The sequence below is a fragment of the Roseomonas rosulenta genome (genome assembly GCF_016106005.1).
Lineage (GTDB): Bacteria > Pseudomonadota > Alphaproteobacteria > Acetobacterales > Acetobacteraceae > Neoroseomonas > Neoroseomonas rosulenta.
In genome coordinates, this window is sequence record NZ_JACADR010000018.1 from 12,656 (window position 1) to 33,908 (window position 21,253).

Below are 21,253 nucleotides of genomic sequence, written 5' to 3' on the forward strand. Positions count from 1 at the left end.
GTCCCGTCAGCAGCCGGAGGGCGTCCCTCAGCGCCGCTACCTCTCCTGGATCGATACGCCGCGCCCGCCAATGGTGATGTCGACGCCCGAACGGTGTCGCTCCTGGTAGAACCAGTAGCCGAGCGCCCCGGCGCCGATCCCGAGCACGCCGATCGCGATGATGAGCAGGTTGCGATTCATCGTCATTGGTACCTTCAGCCCTTGGATGCGCGCAGCATGCGCGCATCCCATTGTTCCTTCCGTCGATGGTCCAGGCGCGGCGGTCGCGAAGGTCCCGCGCCGCGCGACAGCATGGCTCCGGTCAGAGCCGCCCCATCAGCACGAGGATCAGGACGATGATGAGGACCGCTCCCAGCACGCCGACGCCGCCATGGCCGAAGCCGTAGCCATAGCCGCCGACGACGCCCGTGAAGCCGCCGAGCAGCGCGATGACGAGGATGATGAGCAGGATTGTTCCAAGCGACATGATGTCTTCTCCTTGATGCACGATCGTCGGCCGGACAGCCTGCGCCGCAGCGCCTTCGTCAGTAGTAGGACTGTCGCGACCTCTGCGACTGGTCGTAGAGGTAGCCGCCGACGCCGCCGACACCGGCGCCGATCAGGGCGCCCATCCCGGCATTTCCGCTGAAGGATCCGGCAATGCCGCCGACGGCGGCGCCACCCAGGGCGCCGATGCCGACATTCCGCTGCGTGGGCGTCATCTCGGCGCAGGCCGACAGGCCAAGGCCGGCCACGAGCATGAGAACAAGTCGCGTCGAGCGCATGGTCGTCTCCCCGGTGTCAGCGTGTACGGCGCGGGCTGCGGGCGGGCGGGCCCGCTGGGCAGGGGAAGTTCGCCTGGGCCCAGCGCAGCAGGCCGTCGAGTGCCGGCTCGTGGCCATAGCTTGGGTTCTCCCGGGTCCAGGCCGCGAAGGCGATGCCGGACTCCGCGACGGTCGGGCCGGGCACCGGCACGCAGTAGAGCGGTCTCGCGGGTCCGCCACGGGGATACAGCAGCGCGTGATACTGCCCGAAGCTGGTGAGGAAGCCCTGACAATAGGCGATAGATTCCAGGCGCGGCACGCCGCTCCAGGTGGGATCGCAGATGGCCGCCAGGTCGTTGGCCGTCACCGCCTGGGTGATGATGGCGGGCGTCCCGCGCGCCGGCGCGCCCTGGGCCATGGCGCTCGGCGCCAGGGCAACCGTGCCTGACAGCGCGATGGCCAGTGCAAATGCAGTCCCTGCTCGCATGATGGTCTCCTCCAGTTGTGCGCGGATCGGCGGCCTGGTTCGGTCCCGGTCCTGCGTGACGGCCGTGGTGGCGTGGGATCGACGGCTGGCGTCTGCCGCAGCGGGGCAACGACAGGCGCGGATGCCGGCCCGTTCAGTCATCGCGCCGATTGTCATGGTCGGGACGGTTGTACCGATTGCGGTAGTAGCCATGGTCCGGCCGCCCATAGGTGCGTGGCCAAGACGATTGCGACTGGTTGTACAGATAGGGTGTCGATCCCCGGGGATAGGCGTAGGGCGCGGGGAAGCGTGCATTGCCGCTGTAGCTTCCGTAGGGCTGCTGGTAGTACCCGTCATTCACTCCGACGCAGGCCGAAAGCCCGGCACCCGCCAGGAGCAGGACCGCCAGGCGCGCCAGGCGCGCCCGGGCCATGCACGGTGACCTGGCGGTGACGATCCTGTGCTGCTCGCGGTCGCCCGCGCTGGGCGACATTAGACAACGCGGCGCGGCGTGGGCCTGCATCGGTGAATTCCTTCCGCCTGGCGTCGGCGGCTCCATCCGAGATCGGTGCCGCGCGATGCCTGCTGCATTGAAACGCCGTCAGGCGCAGGTGGTTTCATATGTCTTCGAAATTCTTCGTGCCGTGCTGGCGTGCGATCCGCCGTCGGCCTCGTCGCCATGACGACGGGCGGCGCGGAATCCTCCCCGCGCCGCCCGAAGGCCACCTGCCGAGCAGGCTTACCTCGACCGGACTTCGGAGAACTGGAAGGCCGGGCGAGCCTGGAGGATCTCCTTCGTCGCACCGGGCAGCACGAGGTGCTCGTTCCCAGCATTCCAGCGGAGATCTGCCAGTGGCACGGTGATCAGCCGCCCGCCCATGCCGAGGAATCCGCCGACCTGCACGACGGCCATCGGATAGCCCGAGGCGGGCATCGCCGCCGCCGCCGCGGCCGGCGGTGCCGCGGCGCCCTGGGGTGCCGTGGCGCCCTGGGGTGCCGCAGGCGCAGTCGGCGCCGCTGGCGCAGGAACCTGCGCCGGAGTTCCGGCCACTCTCACCGGCGGAACCACGGCGGAGGGAAACAGCAGGATGTCCTCCATCTCGCCGATCTTCTCCTCGTGCTCGTTGTAGATCGTGCTGCCGATCAGCTGGCTCGCCCGAGGGCGAAGCGTCACGGTAGAGCCGGCCGTCGTGGTGAAAAGCGGAACCAGCGCCGGCCGCGTCGCAGGAGTCCCGCTGGCGGCAGGCGGACTAACAGGTGCAGGGCTCGTCTGCGCCAGCGCGAGCATCGGTGCGACGATCAGGCCAGCCGCGAGCGTCATCGGGATCATGGGCAGTCGGAATTCATGAGGGGATTTCATGGCCGATTCCTTTTCCTACTTTGGGGGGGGGGAGCAGCGCACCGCGAGAACCTGCGATGCCATTCAGGAAAACGCCCCTCAGGGCGGGGAGTTGCACCGACGAGGAAGGCCCGCGCGCTCGGCTATCACCGATCAGATGACCCGCGCTGCGTGCAATGCGGGCGGATTGTGCGCCGGCCCCGCCGCGGGGGCGGAAGCGGGGCCGGCGCGGCCGGTCAGCGCGATGGCAGGATCAACGAACCCAACCGCGACCGGCAACCAGGGAAATGATGAAGAGGACGAGGAACACCGCGAACAGGATCCTCGCGATCCCGCTCGCCGTCGATGCGATGCCGCCGAAGCCGAGCACGCCCGCGACGAGCGCGACGACCAGGAAGATCAGGGTCCAGTAGAGCATGCTGCCTTCCTCGCGCTGCGCCAAGCGCAGCAAGCGCGTGGCGTCGGGTGTCTACCGGGACGACAAAGCGCCGCCGGGACGTGCCCGGCGGCGTGCTCAGGTCAGGAGGAAAGACCCTTCTCCCAGGCCTTCACCTGCTCCTCCGCATGCTCCTTCGCGACGCCGTAGCGTTCCTGGATGCGGCCGATCAGCTGGTCGCGCTTGCCCTCGACCACGGCAAGGTCGTCATCCGTGAGCTTGCCCCACTTCTCGCGGACCTTTCCGTTCATCTGCTTCCAGTTGCCGGCGATCTGATCCCAGTTCATCGCGATCTCCTTGTGCCGATTGCGCGCCCTTGGCGCGACAAGGCAGAAACGCGCGGCATGCCCCGGGGTTGCCTCCCGTCACACGATCGGCGGCCGGCCTGCGGTGATGGCCTGGTAGGTGGTGACGGCGAGCGCCATCGGATCGAAGGGCTTGGTGATGAGGAAGGTCGGCTCCGGCCGCTCGGCGGTCAGCAGGCGCTCAGGATAGGCGGTCACGAAGATGACCGGCACCGGCATCGTCCGCGCGATGCGCGCAACGGCGGAGATGCCGTCGCCGCCGCGCCCGAGGTTGATGTCCGCGACGATCAGGCCGGGATGATGCTGCTCCGAAAGCGCGACGGCGGCAGCCTCGGTCGCCGCCACGCCGACCACGCGATGGCCGCATGCCTCGACCAGGCGGCGGATATCCATCGCGATGACGGGCTCGTCCTCGATGACGACGACGTCGGTGACAGTCGCGGCTCGCAGCGCGGTCCGCGCCACCTCGATCTCGAATCCCGCCTCCTCCGCACCCAGGCCGACGACCAGGGCCGCGTCATTCAGCCGGAGATCCTCGAGCGCCGTCAGCAGCAGCAGCTGCCGCTGCCGCGGCGTGAGGAGCGAGGCGTCGTGCGGGGCCGGCGCCGCACGGGTGATCGCGGCGTAGAGCGCAAGGCGCGGCGCCATCTCGGGAAGCCCTGCGCGGAGCACCTCCGCGACCAGCCTGTCGCCATCCGTCTGCGAGCCTGTCAGTGCGCGTGCGTACCGTCTGGCATAGGGCAGCGCACGCAGCAGATCCGAATTGGAATCGTCGGTCACCGTGCCATTCCCCTGTGCATTGCCGCAGATGTTCCGCCGGGTGAGTCCGATGTGCCAGCATGTCGCATGACGGGCGCTTCATCGGACTTCCGGCAGGCCCTGGCCGCGCTGTTGCCGCAACTGCGCGCCTTCGCGCGATTCCTGGCCAGGGACGTGGCGCGCGCCGACGACCTTGTGCAGGACGCCATCCTGCGTGCCATGACGGAGGAGGCGCGATGGGAACCGGGCACCGACCTGCGCGCCTGGGTCTTCCGCATCCTGCGTAACGGCTTCCTGGGGCAGCTGCGCCGGGGTGGGGCGGAACGCCGCGCGCTGGAACGCCTGGACCGCGGCGCCAGTTCGGCGCCGGCGCAGCAGGGCACGGCGGAGTTGCACGAACTCGACCGCGCGCTCGATAGCCTTTCCGTCGTCCAGCGCGAAGCCCTGGTACTCGTCGCCGCCCTCGGCTTCTCGATCGAGGAGGCGGCCGCGATATGCGGAGCGCCAGCAGGCACCGTGAAGGCGCGCGTCTCCCGCGCGCGTGCGGCACTCGCGCAACGCTTCGGCGAAAGGGACTGAACGAGACCCCGGGCGCGGCTCGGCTGTGGCTGCATCGGAGGGAGAATGCGCGAAGTCCTCCGATGGTTGCAGGTCGTTCCGCCGGCGATGCCGGATCGTTTGCCTGCAACCTTTTCGGCATCTCATGCGTTGTCTTCGCATGCCCCTCGACGATGCCGCCCGCGCCCCCGACTTCTGCCATGTCAGCGCCGCTGGGGCGGAGCCCCAACCGTCCTTCAGCGACGGTCTCGTGGCGCTGCTCCCGCGGCTGCGGGTCCAGGCGCTGGCGCTGACGCGGAACCGCGCCGACGCAGACGACCTCGTACAGGCGGCGGTCACCAATGCGCTGGCCGCGAAGGCGCACTTCACGCCCGGCACGAATCTGGGTGCCTGGCTGTACCGCATCCTGCGCAACCAGTTCCTGTCGAACCGCCGGCGGGCGCGGGACACGGTCGAGATCGAGGATGCCCCCGCCGCGGCGCTCTCAAGCCCCGCGAGCCAGGAGGGCCATATCGCCCTCCAGGAACTGCGCCGGAATCTCGCGCGCCTGCCCGCCGACCAACGTGCCGCGCTGATCATGGTCTCGGTCCAGGGCCTGACCTACCAGGAGGTGGCGGACGCAATGGGCTGCCCCGTCGGCACGGCGAAATGCCGCGTATTCCGCGCGCGTCGGCAGCTCGAGGCCTGGTTGCTCGGCGACGACAGCCGGCCGCGCGGCAAGGTTGCGGCGGTTGCCGCTGGTGCAGGGCCGAGGACGACGGCTAGGCTGACGCGCAGCGCGGGCGGTTCGAGGCCCTCGGCCACGTAGGACGTCATGGCAGAGAGCGACGACCCCGAGCAGAACCCCGAGGCCAGGATGCCGGACGCCAGCGCGCGCGACCGCAAGCGCAGGAGGGCCACGCCGGACGCGGCCTTCGATGTCTGGCTGCACCGCGGGCTGCACGCCATGTTCGACGAGGTGGCGCAGGAGCCCATCCCCGAGGAACTGATCCGCCTCATCGAAGCAGACCGGCGGAAATGATCCAGGGCGGCCCGATCGAGGCCGCCCGACCGCCCGCCTTGCGACGCCTGTTGACAGGGGTGCGTGGCCGGCTGGTCTTTCTCGTGGGCGTGTCGATGGTGCCGGTCATCGGCATCGCCGGCGCTCAGGCCTGGCACGACTACGCGTCTGACCTCACGGCCACCAGGCAAGCGGCGCAGGCGTTGCAGGAGCAGGCTTCGGCCGAGCATCGGGCCGTGCTCGACATGGTCGAGGAGATGCTGCTCTCGCTCGCCCGTGGTGCCGGCCTGTCGCCGATGGCCTGCGAGGAGACGCTGCGCGCCGCCCAGGCAGTCTTCCCGCGGCGCATCGCATCCGTGTGGATTCTGGACCAGGACGGGCGCCCGCGCTGCGGCGCGCCGCCGGGGGCGGAACGCGGAGAAGCCGGCCTGGGCCTACCGCCCTTTCGCGGCGAAGCGAGGCTCGTGCTCGGTGGTTTCGAGATGGATGCCGCGTCGGGTGTCGCCCTGATGCCCGCCGCGGTGCCCATCCCGCCCGCCGACGATGCGCCGCGCGGCGTGATCGGCGCCACCATCAGGCTCGTCCAGCCCGTGCCGGAGGCGCAGATCGCCGGCCCGCACCGGATCTGGCTCCTGGATCGCGTCGGCACGACCTTCGCTCTGACCCCGGCGACCGAGGCCGACCTGCCTGTTGGCGAGCCGCCAGTCGGCGGTGCCGGACCGTTCGAGGCCGCCGCGCGCTCCGGCGAAGCCCATGCCTGGTCGGTTGGAACCGTTCGGCCCGGCCTGCGCCTGATGGTCGGCGTGCCGATGGATGATGTGCGGCGCGCCGCGCTCGGTGCGCTGCGGCAGAGGTTGATCGAGATCGTCGGCTTCGTCCTGGCCTGCCTGGTGGTGGTGCTGATTGGCGTCGAACTCAGCGTCGCCCGGCCGTTGCGACGCCTCGCCCTGCAGGTGCGCGGCTGGTCGCCACGGGAGCCCTATGCCGCCATCCGGGGCAGCCACGACCCGGCGGAGATGAAGGACCTCGACACCGCGCTGCTGGCTGCGAGCGGCGCGATCGCTCAGCGCGAGACCGCGCTGCAGGCGACGCTGAAGCAGCGCGATCTCGCGATCGAGGAAATGCACCACCGGGTCCACAACAATCTCCAGATCGTCGCCTCGCTGCTCGGCATGCAGGCCGAGAATTCGCGGCAGGCCGAGGTGAAGGCGGAACTGGCACTGACGCGGTACCGGGTCCGGGCGCTCGCGACCCTCTATCGTCACCTCTCGCGTGCGACACAGCCGGGACGTATCAGGCTGCGGCCCTTCATCGAGGAACTGTGCCAGCAACTCCGCGAGCATGCGGGCAGTTCGCGGGACGGGCAGGTGACGATGAAGGTGGAGGTCGAGGATATCGACCTGGAAGCCGACCAGGCCGACTCGCTCACGCTCCTGATCACGGAGGCGGTCAGCAACGCGGTCCAGCATGCCTTCCCGGACGGGCGCGCGGGGACGATCCTGGTGTCCCTGCGGCGTGACGGTGCGAACGCCGAGCTCGTCGTCGCCGACGACGGCATCGGCCTGCCGCCCGATGCCGACCGCACGGATGCGCTTGGGCTGGCCCTGATCCAGGGCTTCGCTTCGCATCTCGGCGGAACGGCCGTGATCACCGGCGATGGTGGCACGCGGATCAGCGTCGCGTTCCCGTTGGAGCGCGCCTAGACGTCTGGTCCCAGGCTTTGATGGCGCAGTCTTCTCCATGGCATGGAGGGGCGCGCCATGGGGCCGGGACTTCGCGGATGCGCCCGCACGACTGACGCGGTCCGTCGAGCGATCCAGCATCGTCAAGAGAGCCTGAGGGTCCTGGCCCTGTCATGGTCCGCAGCCGGCTCCGCGCACCTCGCCGGCTACCGGGTTGAGTAACTTCCGGCTTCGGTCGAGGCCAGGCTGGGCTATGGCAGCTCGCTCGGCGCCACTGCCGCCGGCCTCCCCACCGCCGAGCCGATCGGCTTCCGGCTGCGCGCCGTGCCGGGCTGGCGGCAGGCCCTCGCACCGGTGGTAGTGGTGGCGCCCTCTGCAACGAGCGTCGCCGGCGGCATCCGCCTCTCCGGTTGCATCCCGGTTGACGCCGTCGGGCTGCAGGTGTCCGAGCACGGCACTCTGCGCAAACAAGCGCGCAGGGCGGAATGGCGGAGGCGATCCCTCGCCCCGAAGCCCCGCGCTCCAGCGTCGGTCGCCGAGACGGCGCGCAGGCGCGCGATCGCCCCATCGCGGCATGAGTCCCTCAGGCTTCGAGCCGATCAATGATGGCATTTGCCGTGCGCACCTGCACCGAGAGCTGGCGCGCCACCATGGCCATGAGATGCCAGGCTGTGCCGGGCGCCGTCACGCGCAGACGCTCGGCGGCGGCGGCATCGAGCCGCAGGCAGTGCACCGCGCCGCGTGCGGTCACGTCCGCGCTCCGGCGCATCTGGCCCAGAAGGGCCGACTCGCCGAAGAGGACGCCGGGCGCCAGCACCGCAAGCCGGGTTGCGGGCCGCGCCTCGCCGGCAGGCAGGCTGATCAACACCTCTCCGGAGAGCAGCAGATAGGCGGCGTCCGATGGCTCGCCCCGGCGCAGGATCGGCTGGCCATCGGGGAATCGCGCCTCGCTGCACAGCGCGAGCAGGGGCCCGACCGCCGAAGGCGGGATTCCCAATGCCTCCAGCGCCGCGCGGGGCGTGCCTGGCGGGGCCGGCCGCTCGGCCTCGATGTCCGCGAGCGCGAGTGCTTCCGCCGCCTCCACCGCCGCCGGCAGGTCGTCGAAGGCCGCGCCGGGGGGGATGTGGGCGGCGAGCCCGAGCGCTGCGATCTCCTCGGCCGCGCGACTGCCGCGATGCAGCGGCGCCAGGAGCACCCGGCCCGGCAGGACGCGGCAGATCTCGATCAGTCGCCGCCCGCCCGAGAGATCCATGCGCGTGACGCGCGAGAGGTCGAGGATCAGCACCGTGGCGCCTGTGGCGACTTCCGCCTCGGCGCCCAGCAGAATGCGTTCCGCGCTGCCGAAGAAAATCGGGCCCTCGAGTTCGATGAGCGCGATCGCCTCGCCGGTGCGGTACAGCGCGCGCTCCTCCTCGGCAGGACGGCGGATGCGCGACCGCCCCACCGGATTCCTCGAGACCCGGCGTACGGGCGACGTCGCCACGGACGCGGTGAACAGCAGTACGGCGAGCAGCACGCCTGCGCCGACCGCGGCGACCAGGCCGAAGGTGACCGCGACCGCCATGACGAACAACACGATGAGCAAGTCCCCCAGGCGCCGCATGCGACCCGGACCTGCGGCGAAGGGTGAGGCGGGCATCCGGACAAGCCGCGCCACCGCGCCGCACAGCACGCCCGACAGCGCGGCGAAAGGCATTGCCGCGATGAGCACGCCGCCGGCGGCGAGGAGCGCGAGCGGCACCGCGGCGCGCCAGGCCTGCGCGGCGCGCCCGCGCCCCCCTGCCGTCCAGCAGGCCATGCTCGGCACCGTGAGGCCGGCAGCGGGCATGCCTCCGCTGGCCGCGCCAGCCAGCATTCCGATGGCGGCGGCGCGAAGGTCTCGCGTCTGGTCGCCGCGCCGGCCCGAGGCCTCGCGCAGGGCCGCGGCGGCGCCGAGGGTCTCGAAGGTGGCGAGCAGGGCGAGCGACAGCGCCGCCGGCAGCACCAGATCGAGAGGCGGGAACGGGCCCGGCACGGCGAGGACTGTTGCGATACCGGCGAAAAGCGTCCCGAAGTCGGGCGCCACGCCAACCGATGGCCCGGTTGCGATGCCCAGCGCCGCCAGCAGATGATCCAGGCCGGTCGCCGCCGCCAGCGCGAAGATCGGCGCGGGCAGGCCCGGCAGGGGCCGCAGCATCATCGCCAGCGCGAGCACGGCCACGGCGGACGCGCCCGGCAGTGGCAAGTGCCAGGGCAACGCCGCGCCAGGCCCTGCGCCGGCCAGCATGGGCACTTGACCCAGGATGACGAGGAGGGCGATGGCGTTGCCAAGGCCCTGAGTGACGGGGGTCGGAATCAGCGCCGCGAGCCGCGCGAGGCCCGTCGCTGCCAGCCCCATCATCAGCACTCCTGCAGTGCCGGCAAGGAGCATGGCCAGTAGCACGGCCTGCCCGGCCGAGGCGGGCTCGACGGCCGCGATCAACCCTGCGGTGACCAGGACCGTGGCCGCGGTCGTCGTGCCGATGAGCGGGCGGGTCGCACCGAACAGGGCGACGGCGAGGCCCGCCAGGGCCGAGGCAGCGAGCCCCGCCGCCATGCCGAAGGCGACCCCTGCGGCGCCGAGGGCGGCGAAGGCGATCAAGCCGTGGGTCAACGTCTGCGTGGCGGCGAGGATACCGGCATGGAGGCCGGCGCGTGCCTCCGTCCAGGGCGTCATGCGAGGTCGATGAGCCGGCCCGTGCCGCCAGCCGCAAGCCGCCTCGCGTGGAACCCGGCCAGCGCGTCGCCATTGGCGGCCAGCCGCGCCATCGCCGGCGCGGCTTCGGCATCCGTGGCGCCAAGGCGTGCGAAGGCGTCGGCATAGGCCAGGATGTCAGGCGTGCTCGCGCGATCGGATGTCAGCGGCTCGAAGGCCGCGATCGGGCGACGTGATCCGCGCAGCATGAGGTCCCCCGCCGGGCGCCCCTGGAAGCCGCCGATGCGTTCCGCCGTCGCGACCGACGCGAGCACGCGCGTCCCGAGCGCCTTGTTCGCCGTCTCGAGCCGTGCGGCGAGGTTGATGGTCTCGCCATAGGCGGCGTAGTCGAAGTGCCGCCCGCCGCCGAAGTCTCCCACCAGCGCGGGCCCGCTGTGCACCCCGATGCGCGTGACGCCAAGCAGGGTTCCCTCCGCCGCGCGGCGCGTGCGGAAGGCTTCGGAGAAGGCGTCGAGCGCCAGCGCACAGGCCACGGCGCGCGCCGCGTGGTCCGGCTGAGCGTCCGGCGCGCCGAACAGCAGCAGCATCCCATCGCCCATCACCTTCGCCACCGTTCCGCCGTGCGCGAAGGCAATGTCGGTCATGCCCGCGATGTAGGCGTTCAGGAGGACAGCGAGCGCAGAGGGCTCGAGCGCTTCCACGAGCGGCGTGAAGCCGGAAATGTCGGTGAAGACCGCGCTGACCTCCCGCCACTGGCCGCCGAGGTCAAGCGAGCGTTCCGCATCCGCCAGCTCGCGGGCAAGATTGGGCGAAAAGTAGCGCGCAAGCGCCGCATGGGCGCGCTCCGCTTCCAGACGCCGTGCCTCGGCCGCGCGGCGCTGCTCGACGTGGCGCAGGGTCTTCGTCATGGTCGCCTCGAGGTCGGCGAAGTCGATCGGCTTGGTCAGGAAGTCGAACGCCCCGCGGTTCATCGCGGTGCGAATGTTCGCCATGTCGCCGTAGGCCGAGACGATCACGGTGGCGGGCGGATCGACCATGTCCTGCAGGCGCGCCAGCAGCGTCAGCCCGTCCATCCTCGGCATGTTGATGTCGGCCAGGACGAGCGCGGTGTCCGGAGCCTCGGCAAGGCGTTCGAGCGCCTCGATCCCATCGCGGGCGAACCGGAACACAAGCCGCCCTTCGCGTACCTCGCGCCGGAACTTCTGGAGAATCAGCGCTTCAAGGTCGGGTTCGTCGTCCACCACCAGGATCAGGCTCATGCGTCGGCCCCCGCTGCCGGCAGGCGCCGCTCGATCTCCTCGCGCAGCAGGGCGAAGTCGATGGGCTTGGCGAGGAGACCGTCGGCGCCCGCGGCGCCGGCGCGCGCGCGCGTCGCCGCGTCGTCATACGCGGTGATCATCACCACCGGCAGGTCGGGCCGGAGCGCGCGGGCACGCGTGAGGAGGTCGAAGCCGCTCATACCTGGCATGTTCACATCCGACAGAAGCAGGATGATGCTGCGCCCCTGGGCGGCGGCGATGAGGCCCAGCGCCTGCGGGCCCGAGGCAGCGAAGTCCATCGCGAAGCGTTGCAAACGGAGGTCGCGGCGGAACTGCTGGCGGAACAGAGCCTCTATGTCCGGCTCGTCGTCCACCACGAGAACGAGGACGCTCACGCCGCGCGCTCCGTCGCCAGCGATTCACGCGGCAGGGTGATGGTGAACTCGGTCCAGGCGCCCGGCTCGGTCGCTACGTCGATGCGCCCGCCATGCTGCTGAACGACGATGTCGTGCGACAGCGAAAGGCCGAGCCCCGTGCCCTGTCCCGCGGGCTTTGTCGTGAAGAAGGGCTCGAAGATGTGGCCGCGCACCGCATCCGGGATGCCGGTGCCATTGTCGCGCACAGTCACCATGACCTCGCCGGGGGTGGCCTGCGTCGTGACCAGCAGGTACGGCTGGAAGCCGGATGCCTCCTTCTGTTGCATGGCATGGAAGGCATTGCCGAACAGGTTCAGCAGCACGCGGGTAAACTCCTGCGGGAAGAGATCGAGCTGGCCCACTCCTGGATCGAGGCGCTTCTCGATGGTGACGTTGAAGCCTGGCCGCTCGGCGCGCGCGCCGTGCCAGGCGAGGTTCAGCGTCTCCTCGAGCAGATCGTTCAGCTCCACGCGACGCCGCTCGCCCTTCCCCTCGCGCGAATGGGCGAGCATGTTGCGCACGATGCTGTCGGCGCGCCGGCCATGCGCTGTCACCTTGGCGAGGTTATCGCGCAGCATGCCGCAGAGTTCCTCGACCTCGGCGCGGAGCGCGGGGTCGAGAGCGGCGCCGGCGCGCTCCATCGCCTCGCGTAACTCGGCCAGGAGCTCGATCGACAGCTCGGCGAAGTTGTTCACGAAGTTCAGCGGATTCTTGATTTCGTGCGCGATGCCGGCGGTGAGCTGGCCGAGCGACGCGAGCTTCTCCGTCTGCACCAGGCGGTCCTGGGCGGCGCTTAGTTCCTCGAGGGACTGCGCGAGCTCCCGCGTCCGATCGGCGACCTTGGCTTCCAGGGTCTCCTGCGCCTCCTGGATGCGGCTGGCCATTTCGTTGAAGCGCAGCGCGAGCGTGCCGATCTCATCGGCAGATGCAACCGCGATGCGCTGCGCGAGGTCGCCCCGGCCCAGGCGTTCGGCGCCGGCCTGCAGCGCCCGGATCGGATCCGTGAGGCGCCGCGCCAGAACCACGCCGACGAGCAGCGCGAGGACGACGCCGAGGCCAAGCAGCGCCAGCGTCTGGTACGCCGCGGCATAGACCGGGGCCAGCGCTTCGGCGGTCGGCTGCTCGACGAAGACGATCCAGCCCAGGCGCGGAATGGGGGCGCTCGCCGAAAGCACGGCGCGCCCGTCGATACCACGCGCCGAGCGCACGCGCTCGTCGCCGCCGGCAATGGCGCCGGCGACCTGCGGAAGGCGGGAAAGATCGGTCTCGCGCAGGACAAGGCTTATGTCCGGGTGCGCGATGAGGCGCCCGGACGTGTCGGTGACGAAGGCGTAGCCCATTCCGCCGACCCGTATCGCCGTGATGACTTCCCAGATCAGCTTGAGGTTCACATCGGCGATCGTGGCCCCCGGGTCGCGCCCGACATGCGCGACGGCCACCGTCATGTAGGGCTCGGAGCCCTGCCGGAACGTGACCGGCCCATACCAGACGCGGCTCTCCCGGGCGCCTCGGAAGCGTGGATCGGCCGAAAGGTCGACGCCGCTGTCCACCGCATCCGGTTCGAGGCGGGACAGCCTGAGGCGTTCTCGCCCGTCGCCGTCCACGTACCGAAGCTCGGTGATGGCCGGCACCTGGCGCAGCAGGCGAATGAAGTCGTAGCGGCGCTGCTGCATCGGCACCCGCGCCCAGTCGGGGCGGGTGGTCCAACCGATCTGCTGCTCAAGCTCGGCGATGAACTGCGCAACCCGGTCGGCAGCCGCATCGGCCTTTTCCTGCTCGACGCGCACGGCCGCTTCGGTGGCATCGCGGTAGGTGAACCAGATGCTGATGCTGCCGTTCACCAACAGGACCGCGGCGACAAGACCCAGGAAGGCGAGGGTCAGCCGCTGGCCCAAGGAGAGCCCCCTGCGGGTCATTCAATCAGCTCGTCGGCGCGGTCCAGGATCGACGATGCGATCTCGACGTCGAGCGCCCGTGCGGCGCGCAGGTCTATCACGAATTCGAAGTGGGTGGGATTCTCCACCGGCAGGTAGCTGATCGGCGTACCGTTGGCCGCGCGGACCACCTGCCGCGCAGCCCTGCGGAAGCCCTCGCTGATGTCGGGGCCGTAGCTCATGAGGCCACCGCCGGTCAGATAGCGCTTGTTGGACATCATCATCGGCATGCGGTGCCTGACGGCGACCTCGCCGAGCCGGACCCTGTTGGTGATGGTCGAGACGTCGGAGACCACGAAGAGCGCCGCCACGCCGTCGCGCTTGAGCGCAGCGAAGGCTTCATCCAGGCCCTCGGGAACGGCGATGCCGCGCAGGACGAGTTCGATGCCAAGCGCGGACTGGGCGCGGGACGCCTCCTCGATCTGGATCGTCGAGGGATAATAGACGTTGAAGATGGCAGCGAACTTCCTGTCGTCCGGGAAGGCCTCGCGCATCAGCTGCACGCGCTTGGCCGACAGCTCGCCGGCGTGGAAGGACTGGCCGGTGACATTGGCTTCGGGTCTGGCGAGGCTTTGCACCAACCCGTCCTGGATCGCGTCGCGTGTCGCGCCGAAGATGATCGGGATGCTGCTGGTCGCGGCGCGCGCGGCCAGGACGCCGCCGCGCGTCGAAGCGACGATCGCGTCCACGCGCGCGGCGACGAAGTCGCGCATCACCGTGCTGAGGTCATGGTCGGGGCGCAGCTGGTGGCGGTAGTCGATAATGAGGTTGCGGCCGAGCACGTAGCCGCTCTCGCGCATGCCGAGCTCGAACTTCTCCTCGAAGATCGTGCGCTCCGGCCCGTTGACGATGTAGCCGATGCGCAGCGGCCGGAGGGATTGCGCGCCAGCAGGCTGCGTGAGCGCAGGTGCCGCCGTGAGCCCCGCAAGGACTGCGCGGCGCGTGGCGAAGCAGGTCTCGGGGTTGAATTCCGCCATGGTGCACCTCCGATTCCAGGTACCGCTCGTCGCGGGCGATCGTGCGACGCTGCGCGCCTTCCGTCATTACCGCAGGCTTGCGGCGAAGATTGCCGATCCGGCTCCCGCAACTTCGGGAAGTGTGCCGAATTGCTACCGTTGCAGTGTGTGCGATTTCGCACATATAGTGAAGCGGATGCTCGCCAAAGTCGCGCCGCGGCAAAGGGGGGACGACACATGCCAGGACGCGCCGGAGTGCGCAGCAGCAAGCACGAGCGCTGGCTGACCGCGAGCCGCTGGCCGTACTGCGGCAGGCGCCGCGGGCGCGTGCCCACCGAGCAGCCGGCGCGGTTTGATCTCGTGCTGAGACGCCCTGCCGCCGGGCTGCCCGGCCTTGACCTGGTGCCCTTCCCGCTCGGCCGAGCCACGGACGTGATCGGGTGAGCGAGAGCCTCGCCTCGATCGAGTTCTTCCGGACCCTGCCGGCCGATCGGTTGCGCCGCCATGACGCCCGTGCCTTGTGGCTCAGTGCCGAGCCGGGACAGTTGATATTGAACTTCGATGATCCGTCGGACGACGTCTTCTTCGTCCTGTCGGGCAGCGTCCGGATTGCGGTTCGCACGCCGGGTGGACGGGAACTGATCCTGCAGGACGTGCCGGCGGGCGGCTTCTTCGGCGAGATGGCGGCAATCGACGGCGCATCGCGCTCCGCAAGCGTGACAGCACTGCATCGCAGCCGCGTATGCCGCGTGCCTGGCGCGCTGTTCATGACGATTCTAGCGGAGTCGCCGGCGCTTTCGCGGCGAATGATGCAATTGCTGACTGCCCGCATCCGCGAGGCGAATTCGCGAATGCTGGAGCTGACGAGCCTCGACATACGCCACCGGTTGTATGCGGATCTCCTGCGGGCTGCCGGGCCGCCGGCCGCGGACGGTAGCCGGAGCATCTCCCCGCCGCCAGTGCAGCAGATCCTTGCGCAACGCATCGGCGCACGACGTGAGCCGGTCTCGCGCGAGATCGCGCGGCTGCTGCGAGAGGGAGTCCTGGCGCGCAGTCGCGGCGCACTGATCATTCTAAGGCCGATGCTCCTCAAGGAGGCGGTTGCCGCGCGCCTTGCGGCTTGAATGGGACGCCGGCAGTTGCCGGGCTGCACTGCTGCGATCGTTCGAACTCGGCTGGATGAAGGGGTCGGAGAGTTTCGTTCCCAGCGTCCCACCGTTGTGCGCGCGATGGACAGGAATCGATGACCACCGACGCTTGCGAGCCATCGCGCCGGTCTCCGGCACACGCGGCGAGATCTCGGGCTGCGTCCGCCAAGCAATCCAGCAGCGTCACGCTTCGCGGCGTTGTCCTGCCGCCCCGGCGATCAAGGCCTCGAGCGTCGAGGCCGGCCCGACGTGACCGACGAGGTCCGCGAAACCCTCCCGTCGCAGAAGGTCGCGCACGGCGCCATGCGCCCCCGTCACCGCGAGGCGTGCACCGAGGAGCTCCACCTCGGCATGCAGCTTTCGCAGCATAGCCACCGCGGCGAGGTCGAGATGGGGCGCCGCGGACAGATCGCAGACCACCAGGCGCATCGTGCCAGGCGATTGTGCGGCAAGCCGCGCGAGAACGACCTCGAGCACGCTCTCCGCGTTCACGTAGAGCAGCGATCCTTCCGGGCGGAATGCGATCACGCCGGAGATCGGTTCGTTCTCCGGGTGGCGTGCGATGTCGCCATACCGGGTCGTGCCGGGAACGCGACCGAGGAAGGCGACATGCGGGCGGCTCGCGCGGACCAGCATGATGAGCACGGAAATCAGCGCCGCGAGCAGGATGCCTTGCAGGATGCCGAACAGCAGCACGCCCGCGACCGCGACGACGGCGGCCGTGAAGTCCGGGCGGCTGACGCGCCACAGGCGCACCAGCGCCGGCACGTCGATCAGGCCGGCCACCGCCGTGAGCACCACCGCCGCCAGCACCGCCTTCGGCAGGTTCGCAAGCAGCCCGGTCAGGAATAGCAGGCACAGCGCGAGCGTCGCCGAGGCCAGGATGAGCGTGAGCGGCGTCCGGGCGCCGGCCTTCTCCGCCACCGCGGATTGCGACAGACCGCCCGCCACAGGATAGCCCTGCCCGAGCCCGGCCAGCAGGTTCGCCGCACCGATGCCGAGGAACTCCTGCCGCGGGTTCAGCGCGTAACCGTGCTTCTCGGCGAAGCTCCGGGCGGCCGAGACTCCCTCGATATAGGCCAGCAGCAGGATGCCGGCCGCGAGCGGCACGATACCCTCCACATCCGACAGGCGGAGCGAGGGCGCGGCGAAGTGAGGAAGGCCGGAGGGGATCTGGCCGGTGACGGTCACACCCTGGCCCGCCAGGCCGAAGACACCGGTCACCAGGATTGCGAGCGCCACGACCCCGAGCGCCACGGGCTGCCCTGGCAACAACCTGCCCCCGGCGACGAGCAGCATGAGTGCCACCAGCCCGATCGCAAGCGTGACCGTGCTGAGCCCCGGCAACTGGCTCGCCAGAGCAATCAGACGCTCGATCACGTTGTGGCCGCCACCCGCGATGCCGAACAGCGCCGGCAACTGGGTCACCGCAATCGTGATGCCGGCGCCTGCCTTGAAACCGACCAGGATACTGTCGCTGATCAGCTTGGTCAGCACGCTCAGCCTCAAGGCCCAGGCGACGAGGCACAGCAGCGCGACCGCGAAGGCGGCAAGGCTCGCGATCGCGGCGTATCGCGCGGGATCGCCGCCGGCCATGATGCCGACATTCGCGGCGAGCATGAGCGAGATCGCCGAGGTCGGCCCGATCGCGAGATGCCGCGACGAGCCGAGCAGCGCATAGCCGATCCCGCCCAGCATGTAGCCATAGACGCCCACCTGCGGCGGCAGCCCCGCGAGCGTCGCATAGGCCAGCGCGACCGGCACGGCATAGGCCGCGAGCGTGACCCCCGCCACCAGGTCGCCGCGCAGCCATTGCGGCGAATAGCCGCGCAGCCACAGCAGCGGCGGAAACAGCGCCAGCACGCCGGCACGCAGCCGGTGTCCCTGCGTGGGGCGTTCCGTCGTCATCAGCGGCCCCGCGCCGGCCGGCGGCCGCCGGCGAGGCAGGGGGCGGTCTGGTCCCAGGCCCGGCCATCGAGGGCGCGCTGCCGGCCGTATTCAAAGAGCGCCTGCATCCACGCGTGGTCGAAGGGCCGTTCCCAGGGCAGGGTGAAGTCGTCCTTGATATAGGCGAGGTTGAAATCGACGCGGTCTCGCTCGGCCTGCGTCTGCAGGCGCAGCACGTCATTCTGCCCGCTGTGGGCGATCATGCTCGAGATGGCGCGGCCGGCGATGGTGAGCACGGCGCGCTCGGTCTCCTGCCAATCGGCGCCGAGCCGGGCATTGCGGATCACCCAGGCATGCCGCTCGCGCCCGGCCAGCGCAGCCCGGTCGCGCGCGGCCCCGCGCTGGATCGCGCCGCAGGCCGGCAGCGCGAAGGCAATCGCCAGGGCCCCCCTGCGGCGGAGCTGCCGGCTCGGCACGGCTGCGCCGTCACGGCGGGCACCAGCCTGGTCCGATGGCCCCTGTGCCGTGTCCGCCGCGTCCATGAAACGATGCTCCACCATGGCTGTTCCTGTGCTGTCGCCCGCGCGTCAGGCTTCCGAACGGATCCCGAAGTGCCCCGCCCGCAGGGCGGCGACCATCGCCTCGTGGTCGCGGAGCCCCGCGCGCCAGGCGGCACGGTCCTTGAGCGGCGGCAGCAACGCCTCGCGCGCGGGCGTTGCTCCCTTCCCTGGCCCCGTGCCGCGCGCGTTCCGATCCTTGGTCTTCTCGGGCATCCTGGCTCATCCTCGGTGCTTGTCCCGGCATCCGAAGCCTTGCGCCGCGACCCTGCCTCGCATCATGGCGAGCCGCATGCGCAGCGTCTGGACTTATAGCCGGAACAAGGCACCGCCCGCGATGACCGTCAGCAGCCTGGCTGCCTGCGCGCCGGCCGGACCGCGCAGGAGCAGTTCGCGCGACCGGGGATTCACGGTCCCGACGACGCCGTCCGAGGTGGTGGTCCGGTCCGTGTCCATCGACTGGCAGGGCGCCAGGAACGGCGGCAGAAGCAGGGTGCGGCGTCGCATGTCCGATCTCCGGCATCGTCCGCACCGGACGGATCGTGATGCGGGGGGATCAGGCGGCACCGCGCGCGGCGCCAATGCGCGGCGCGGCCGCTCCGAAGGCGCAAGTCAGCGTGACGCCCGGACCTCTGCGATGCGCGCGGGCCAGCGCGCGATGGTCATGGCGCCGTGCGGCGGCCCGCTCCACATTGCCGTCGGCAGGTCCCTTCCCGCCCGGGCGCGCGGGCAGCGGAGCAAGGCCATATCCGAAGGACGTGCCGCATGCCGGTCTGGCTTATTCCGATCGTCTACACCCTCGTGAGCCTGGTGGCCGCCCTGGTGCTGCCGCGGATCGAGCACGCCATGGACCTGCCGCTCGACATCGGCATCTCCGCCGCCGCCGCGCTGGCCGTGCAGTCCGCCATCGCATCGGGGATGATGGCGCTGACGGGCATCGTCTTCTCCATCGCCTTCGTGATGCTGCAGTTCAGCGCGGTGACCTACTCGCCGCGCTTCGCCAACCGCTTCGCGCGCGATCCGGTCCTGTTCCACGCGCTCGGAGTCTTCTTCGCGACCTTCACCTACGCGCTCGCGGCCGCGGCCTGGGTGGACAGGGAAGGCGCGGGCCGGGTGCCGGCGATCTCATCGGTCATCGCCGTCAGCCTGCTGTTCGTCAGCATGGTGACCTTCGGCCTGCTGCTGCGCCGCCTGGGTGATCTGCAGATCACCAACACGCTGCGCTACATCGGGGACCAGGGGCGCGACGTCATCCGGCAGACTGCCCAGGCATCGGCACCGCGGGTCAACGGGCACGGGGCCGACCTCTCCACGGAGTTGGCGCCGGGCCCGGTGACTCAGGTGCTGCGCCATGCCGGATCGCCGCTCTACGTCCAGCGCTACGACATCCCACGCCTGATGGCCCTCGCGCAGGGTGCCGGCGCGCGCATCACGGTGGAATGCGCCGTCGGCGACATGTTGATGGAAGGCAGCGTCATGCTGCGTGTCCTCGGCGGTGCGGGGAGGATCCCGGACGCCGCGCTCCGCGGCGCCGTCCGGCTCGGCCCGGACCGCACCTTCGAGCAGGACCCGAAATACCCCATCCGGCTTCTGGTCGACATCGCCATCAAGGCACTGTCGCCCGCGATCAACGACCCGACCACGGCGGTGCAGGCCCTCGACCAGATCGAGGACCTCCTGCGCCGCCTGGCGCGCAATGAGCTTGCGGACGGACGCCTGACCGACACCTCGGGGGTGGTGCGCGTCGTCTTCCCGACGCCGGGCTGGGAGGACTACCTTGCCCTCGCCTTCGATGAGATCCGGGTGTTCGGCGCAACCTCCGTGCAGGTGATGCGGCGGTTGCGCTCGGCGCTCGCCGGTCTCGCGGAGCTTCTCGGCGAAAACGAACGTGCCGCGAGCATCGACCGGTACCTGCGGCACGTGGATGCGGCCATCGAACGCTCGACCTTCGACGAGGAGGACAGGGCCGCCGCGCGGCAGGCGGATCCGCAAGGGCTCGGCCTGACGCGGTAGCGCCGCGATGGGCGCGATCCGCCCTGGCCGCACCTCGCCTTGTGGGATGCAGGTGCGGCATGGGGTTATGGTCACGCCTCCGCTTGCTTCCGGCTCAGGCGCCAGCCGACATCGCCGGGCGCGCCGCCCGGGTTGTCGATGATCTCCCCCCGCAACTGGAAGCAACGTGGCGCGGGCTCCTCGGGCAGGAGCGTCGGCAGAGTCTCGATGGCGCGCACCTCGTCCATCGGGAGCATGAAGAACCGGCGGCGCAGGACGCGCTTGAACTCCGCGCGGCGCATCGCTTCCTGCCCTACCGCCGCGCGTGCGGCGGTTCATGGGGAAGTCGCGTTCGTCCCCATGCGTCGCCGGCAGCCTGATCCAGCGCAGCACGCGCAGGATCGCCTCGTCCTCGCGCTCCAGGACGGCATTGCCGCGCCGGCGCGACGCATCGCGACCCCTCTGCCACGCATCGAGGCCAAGGTCAGCGAAGGGAACGAGCACGTGGTCGGGCGTCATCGGCAGTCTCCCGCGTGCGTCCCGCCGGGCGTTGGGGGGCCATCAGGCCCACAGGACTACCCACCCGGCCGGCCGACGCGCGCACGGGTTCTGCCGGGCGGAGCCGCACGGCGATGGCCGATCCATCCGCCCCTCAGCCAGACCTGGCAACGGGGCTCGCCCGCTTCCCGGGCGAAGCGCGGTCGATGCGGCAGCGCTCCCTGGTGGGCGGGGCGCCCCGCAGTGCCTGGGAGGACGACCGCCTGGTGCCGGGCGGGCTGGACGCCTTCGAGCGGCCCTCCGCCACCGTGCCGCGCCGCGAGGCCGAGGAGTGCCCCCCCGTGCGCGACCTCGAGGCGGAGGTCCTCGCCATGTTCGCCACCACGAACCAGTGACCGGGACCGCCATCCATGCTGAGATGCTAAACATGTCGTGGAGCAGCCACGGGCGGCGCTGCCCCGCGCGACAATGCCCCGCCAGACCGGAGGACGTGATGCAGCACCCTGTGGCCCTTGGCGGCTTCGTGCGCTGGCCGGGCTGGCGCCAGGCGCTCGCGGTGCTCATGTGTGGTGGCATCGGATTCACCAGCGTGGCGGGCCTCGCGCTGCAGCGCGCCGCCGCGCAGGGCGCGCCGCGGCCCGCGG

The 21,253-nt window shown here is 70.6% G+C and carries 28 protein-coding genes; 9 read left to right on the forward strand and 19 right to left on the reverse strand.

Features of this window, described 5'->3' with window-relative positions:
- Nucleotides 1-36: 36 nt before the first annotated feature.
- The 5 genes from HW578_RS04570 to HW578_RS04590 form a co-directional block, all read right to left on the reverse strand.
- The gene (locus HW578_RS04570) at nucleotides 37-186 is read right to left on the reverse strand and encodes a hypothetical protein (RefSeq protein WP_198369360.1); all 150 of its coding nucleotides are present in this window, start codon (nucleotides 184-186) and stop codon (nucleotides 37-39) included.
- A gap of 115 nt (nucleotides 187-301) precedes the next feature.
- Nucleotides 302-466: a DUF3309 family protein gene (locus HW578_RS04575; protein WP_198369361.1), complete on the reverse strand. Its 165-nt coding sequence runs from the start codon at nucleotides 464-466 to the stop codon at nucleotides 302-304.
- Nucleotides 467-524: 58 nt separating this feature from the next.
- Entirely contained in the window at nucleotides 525-764 is a 240-nt protein-coding gene (locus tag HW578_RS04580) for a YMGG-like glycine zipper-containing protein (RefSeq protein ID WP_198369362.1), read from the reverse strand.
- Nucleotides 765-780: 16 nt separating this feature from the next.
- Complete coding sequence (locus HW578_RS04585; RefSeq protein WP_198369363.1) at nucleotides 781-1,371, reverse strand: Rap1a/Tai family immunity protein; 591 nt, start codon at nucleotides 1,369-1,371, stop codon at nucleotides 781-783.
- A complete protein-coding gene (locus tag HW578_RS04590) occupies nucleotides 1,364-1,642 on the reverse strand; it encodes a hypothetical protein (protein WP_198369364.1) in 279 nt (92 codons plus the stop codon). Before HW578_RS04590 ends, HW578_RS04585 begins: the two co-directional genes overlap by 8 nt.
- Between HW578_RS04590 and HW578_RS04595 the strand changes: the two genes are divergently transcribed.
- On the forward strand, nucleotides 1,641-1,892 hold the full coding sequence (locus HW578_RS04595) for a hypothetical protein (RefSeq protein WP_198369365.1): 252 nt from the start codon (nucleotides 1,641-1,643) through the stop codon (nucleotides 1,890-1,892). The genes HW578_RS04590 and HW578_RS04595 overlap by 2 nt on opposite strands.
- A 56-nt stretch (nucleotides 1,893-1,948) precedes the next feature.
- Here the strand turns inward: HW578_RS04595 and HW578_RS04600 are convergent, their stop codons facing one another.
- The 4 genes from HW578_RS04600 to HW578_RS04615 form a co-directional block, all read right to left on the reverse strand.
- The gene (locus HW578_RS04600; protein ID WP_198369366.1) at nucleotides 1,949-2,569 is read right to left on the reverse strand and encodes a hypothetical protein; all 621 of its coding nucleotides are present in this window, start codon (nucleotides 2,567-2,569) and stop codon (nucleotides 1,949-1,951) included.
- Nucleotides 2,570-2,801: 232 nt separating this feature from the next.
- Entirely contained in the window at nucleotides 2,802-2,966 is a 165-nt protein-coding gene (locus HW578_RS04605; protein ID WP_198369367.1) for a DUF1328 domain-containing protein, read from the reverse strand.
- 101 nt (nucleotides 2,967-3,067) lie between these two features.
- Nucleotides 3,068-3,271: a CsbD family protein gene (locus HW578_RS04610; RefSeq protein WP_198369368.1), complete on the reverse strand. Its 204-nt coding sequence runs from the start codon at nucleotides 3,269-3,271 to the stop codon at nucleotides 3,068-3,070.
- Nucleotides 3,272-3,349: 78 nt separating this feature from the next.
- The gene (locus HW578_RS04615) at nucleotides 3,350-4,069 is read right to left on the reverse strand and encodes a PhyR family response regulator anti-anti-sigma factor (protein ID WP_198369369.1); all 720 of its coding nucleotides are present in this window, start codon (nucleotides 4,067-4,069) and stop codon (nucleotides 3,350-3,352) included.
- Between the two features lie 66 nt (nucleotides 4,070-4,135).
- Between HW578_RS04615 and HW578_RS04620 the strand changes: the two genes are divergently transcribed.
- From HW578_RS04620 to HW578_RS04635, 4 genes are all read left to right on the forward strand, one after another.
- Nucleotides 4,136-4,627, forward strand: a complete 492-nt coding sequence (locus tag HW578_RS04620) for a sigma-70 family RNA polymerase sigma factor (protein WP_198369370.1) — start codon at nucleotides 4,136-4,138, stop codon at nucleotides 4,625-4,627.
- Between the two features lie 139 nt (nucleotides 4,628-4,766).
- Nucleotides 4,767-5,414, forward strand: coding sequence for a sigma-70 family RNA polymerase sigma factor (locus tag HW578_RS04625; protein WP_198369371.1), 648 nt, complete (start codon nucleotides 4,767-4,769; stop codon nucleotides 5,412-5,414).
- Nucleotides 5,415-5,420: 6 nt separating this feature from the next.
- Nucleotides 5,421-5,627: a NepR family anti-sigma factor gene (locus HW578_RS04630; protein WP_198369390.1), complete on the forward strand. Its 207-nt coding sequence runs from the start codon at nucleotides 5,421-5,423 to the stop codon at nucleotides 5,625-5,627.
- Complete coding sequence (locus HW578_RS04635) at nucleotides 5,624-7,309, forward strand: sensor histidine kinase (RefSeq protein ID WP_232478670.1); 1,686 nt, start codon at nucleotides 5,624-5,626, stop codon at nucleotides 7,307-7,309. The genes HW578_RS04630 and HW578_RS04635 overlap by 4 nt, the downstream gene beginning before the upstream one ends.
- Before the next feature lie 562 nt (nucleotides 7,310-7,871).
- On the opposite strand, the gene HW578_RS04640 is transcribed toward HW578_RS04635, so the two are convergent.
- The 5 genes from HW578_RS04640 to HW578_RS04660 are packed head-to-tail and all read right to left on the reverse strand — an operon-like array spanning nucleotide 7,872 to nucleotide 14,548.
- Nucleotides 7,872-9,983 carry a cyclic nucleotide-binding domain-containing protein gene (locus HW578_RS04640; protein ID WP_198369373.1) on the reverse strand — a complete coding sequence of 704 codons (2,112 nt, stop codon included), beginning with the start codon at nucleotides 9,981-9,983 and terminating at the stop codon, nucleotides 7,872-7,874.
- The gene (locus HW578_RS04645) at nucleotides 9,980-11,221 is read right to left on the reverse strand and encodes an adenylate/guanylate cyclase domain-containing protein (RefSeq protein WP_198369374.1); all 1,242 of its coding nucleotides are present in this window, start codon (nucleotides 11,219-11,221) and stop codon (nucleotides 9,980-9,982) included. The genes HW578_RS04640 and HW578_RS04645 overlap by 4 nt, the downstream gene beginning before the upstream one ends.
- Nucleotides 11,218-11,616, reverse strand: coding sequence for a response regulator (locus tag HW578_RS04650; RefSeq protein WP_198369375.1), 399 nt, complete (start codon nucleotides 11,614-11,616; stop codon nucleotides 11,218-11,220). The genes HW578_RS04645 and HW578_RS04650 overlap by 4 nt, the downstream gene beginning before the upstream one ends.
- On the reverse strand, nucleotides 11,613-13,553 hold the full coding sequence (locus tag HW578_RS04655) for a sensor histidine kinase (protein WP_198369376.1): 1,941 nt from the start codon (nucleotides 13,551-13,553) through the stop codon (nucleotides 11,613-11,615). The genes HW578_RS04650 and HW578_RS04655 overlap by 4 nt, the downstream gene beginning before the upstream one ends.
- Nucleotides 13,550-14,548, reverse strand: coding sequence for an ABC transporter substrate-binding protein (locus HW578_RS04660; protein WP_198369377.1), 999 nt, complete (start codon nucleotides 14,546-14,548; stop codon nucleotides 13,550-13,552). Before HW578_RS04660 ends, HW578_RS04655 begins: the two co-directional genes overlap by 4 nt.
- Nucleotides 14,549-14,782: 234 nt before the next feature.
- Here HW578_RS04660 and HW578_RS04665 point away from each other — a divergent pair, with 234 nt between their 5' ends.
- Both HW578_RS04665 and HW578_RS04670 read left to right on the forward strand, forming a co-directional pair.
- Entirely contained in the window at nucleotides 14,783-14,971 is a 189-nt protein-coding gene (locus HW578_RS04665) for a hypothetical protein (RefSeq protein WP_198369378.1), read from the forward strand.
- Nucleotides 14,968-15,651, forward strand: a complete 684-nt coding sequence (locus HW578_RS04670; protein WP_198369379.1) for a Crp/Fnr family transcriptional regulator — start codon at nucleotides 14,968-14,970, stop codon at nucleotides 15,649-15,651. Before HW578_RS04665 ends, HW578_RS04670 begins: the two co-directional genes overlap by 4 nt.
- Before the next feature lie 207 nt (nucleotides 15,652-15,858).
- Here HW578_RS04670 and HW578_RS04675 read toward each other — a convergent pair whose 3' ends face one another.
- From HW578_RS04675 to HW578_RS04690, 4 genes are all read right to left on the reverse strand, one after another.
- On the reverse strand, nucleotides 15,859-17,583 hold the full coding sequence (locus HW578_RS04675) for a SulP family inorganic anion transporter (RefSeq protein WP_198369380.1): 1,725 nt from the start codon (nucleotides 17,581-17,583) through the stop codon (nucleotides 15,859-15,861).
- Nucleotides 17,583-18,122, reverse strand: coding sequence for a hypothetical protein (locus HW578_RS04680; protein ID WP_198369381.1), 540 nt, complete (start codon nucleotides 18,120-18,122; stop codon nucleotides 17,583-17,585). The genes HW578_RS04675 and HW578_RS04680 overlap by 1 nt, the downstream gene beginning before the upstream one ends.
- A 27-nt stretch (nucleotides 18,123-18,149) precedes the next feature.
- The gene (locus tag HW578_RS04685; protein WP_198369382.1) at nucleotides 18,150-18,335 is read right to left on the reverse strand and encodes a hypothetical protein; all 186 of its coding nucleotides are present in this window, start codon (nucleotides 18,333-18,335) and stop codon (nucleotides 18,150-18,152) included.
- A gap of 93 nt (nucleotides 18,336-18,428) precedes the next feature.
- A complete protein-coding gene (locus HW578_RS04690; protein ID WP_198369383.1) occupies nucleotides 18,429-18,626 on the reverse strand; it encodes a hypothetical protein in 198 nt (65 codons plus the stop codon).
- 258 nt (nucleotides 18,627-18,884) lie between these two features.
- Here HW578_RS04690 and HW578_RS04695 point away from each other — a divergent pair, with 258 nt between their 5' ends.
- A complete protein-coding gene (locus HW578_RS04695; protein WP_198369384.1) occupies nucleotides 18,885-20,132 on the forward strand; it encodes a DUF2254 domain-containing protein in 1,248 nt (415 codons plus the stop codon).
- Nucleotides 20,133-20,203: 71 nt separating this feature from the next.
- On the opposite strand, the gene HW578_RS04700 is transcribed toward HW578_RS04695, so the two are convergent.
- Nucleotides 20,204-20,413 carry a hypothetical protein gene (locus tag HW578_RS04700; RefSeq protein WP_198369385.1) on the reverse strand — a complete coding sequence of 70 codons (210 nt, stop codon included), beginning with the start codon at nucleotides 20,411-20,413 and terminating at the stop codon, nucleotides 20,204-20,206.
- A gap of 402 nt (nucleotides 20,414-20,815) precedes the next feature.
- Between HW578_RS04700 and HW578_RS04705 the strand changes: the two genes are divergently transcribed.
- Nucleotides 20,816-21,004 carry a hypothetical protein gene (locus HW578_RS04705; RefSeq protein WP_198369386.1) on the forward strand — a complete coding sequence of 63 codons (189 nt, stop codon included), beginning with the start codon at nucleotides 20,816-20,818 and terminating at the stop codon, nucleotides 21,002-21,004.
- Nucleotides 21,005-21,253: the final 249 nt, after the last annotated feature.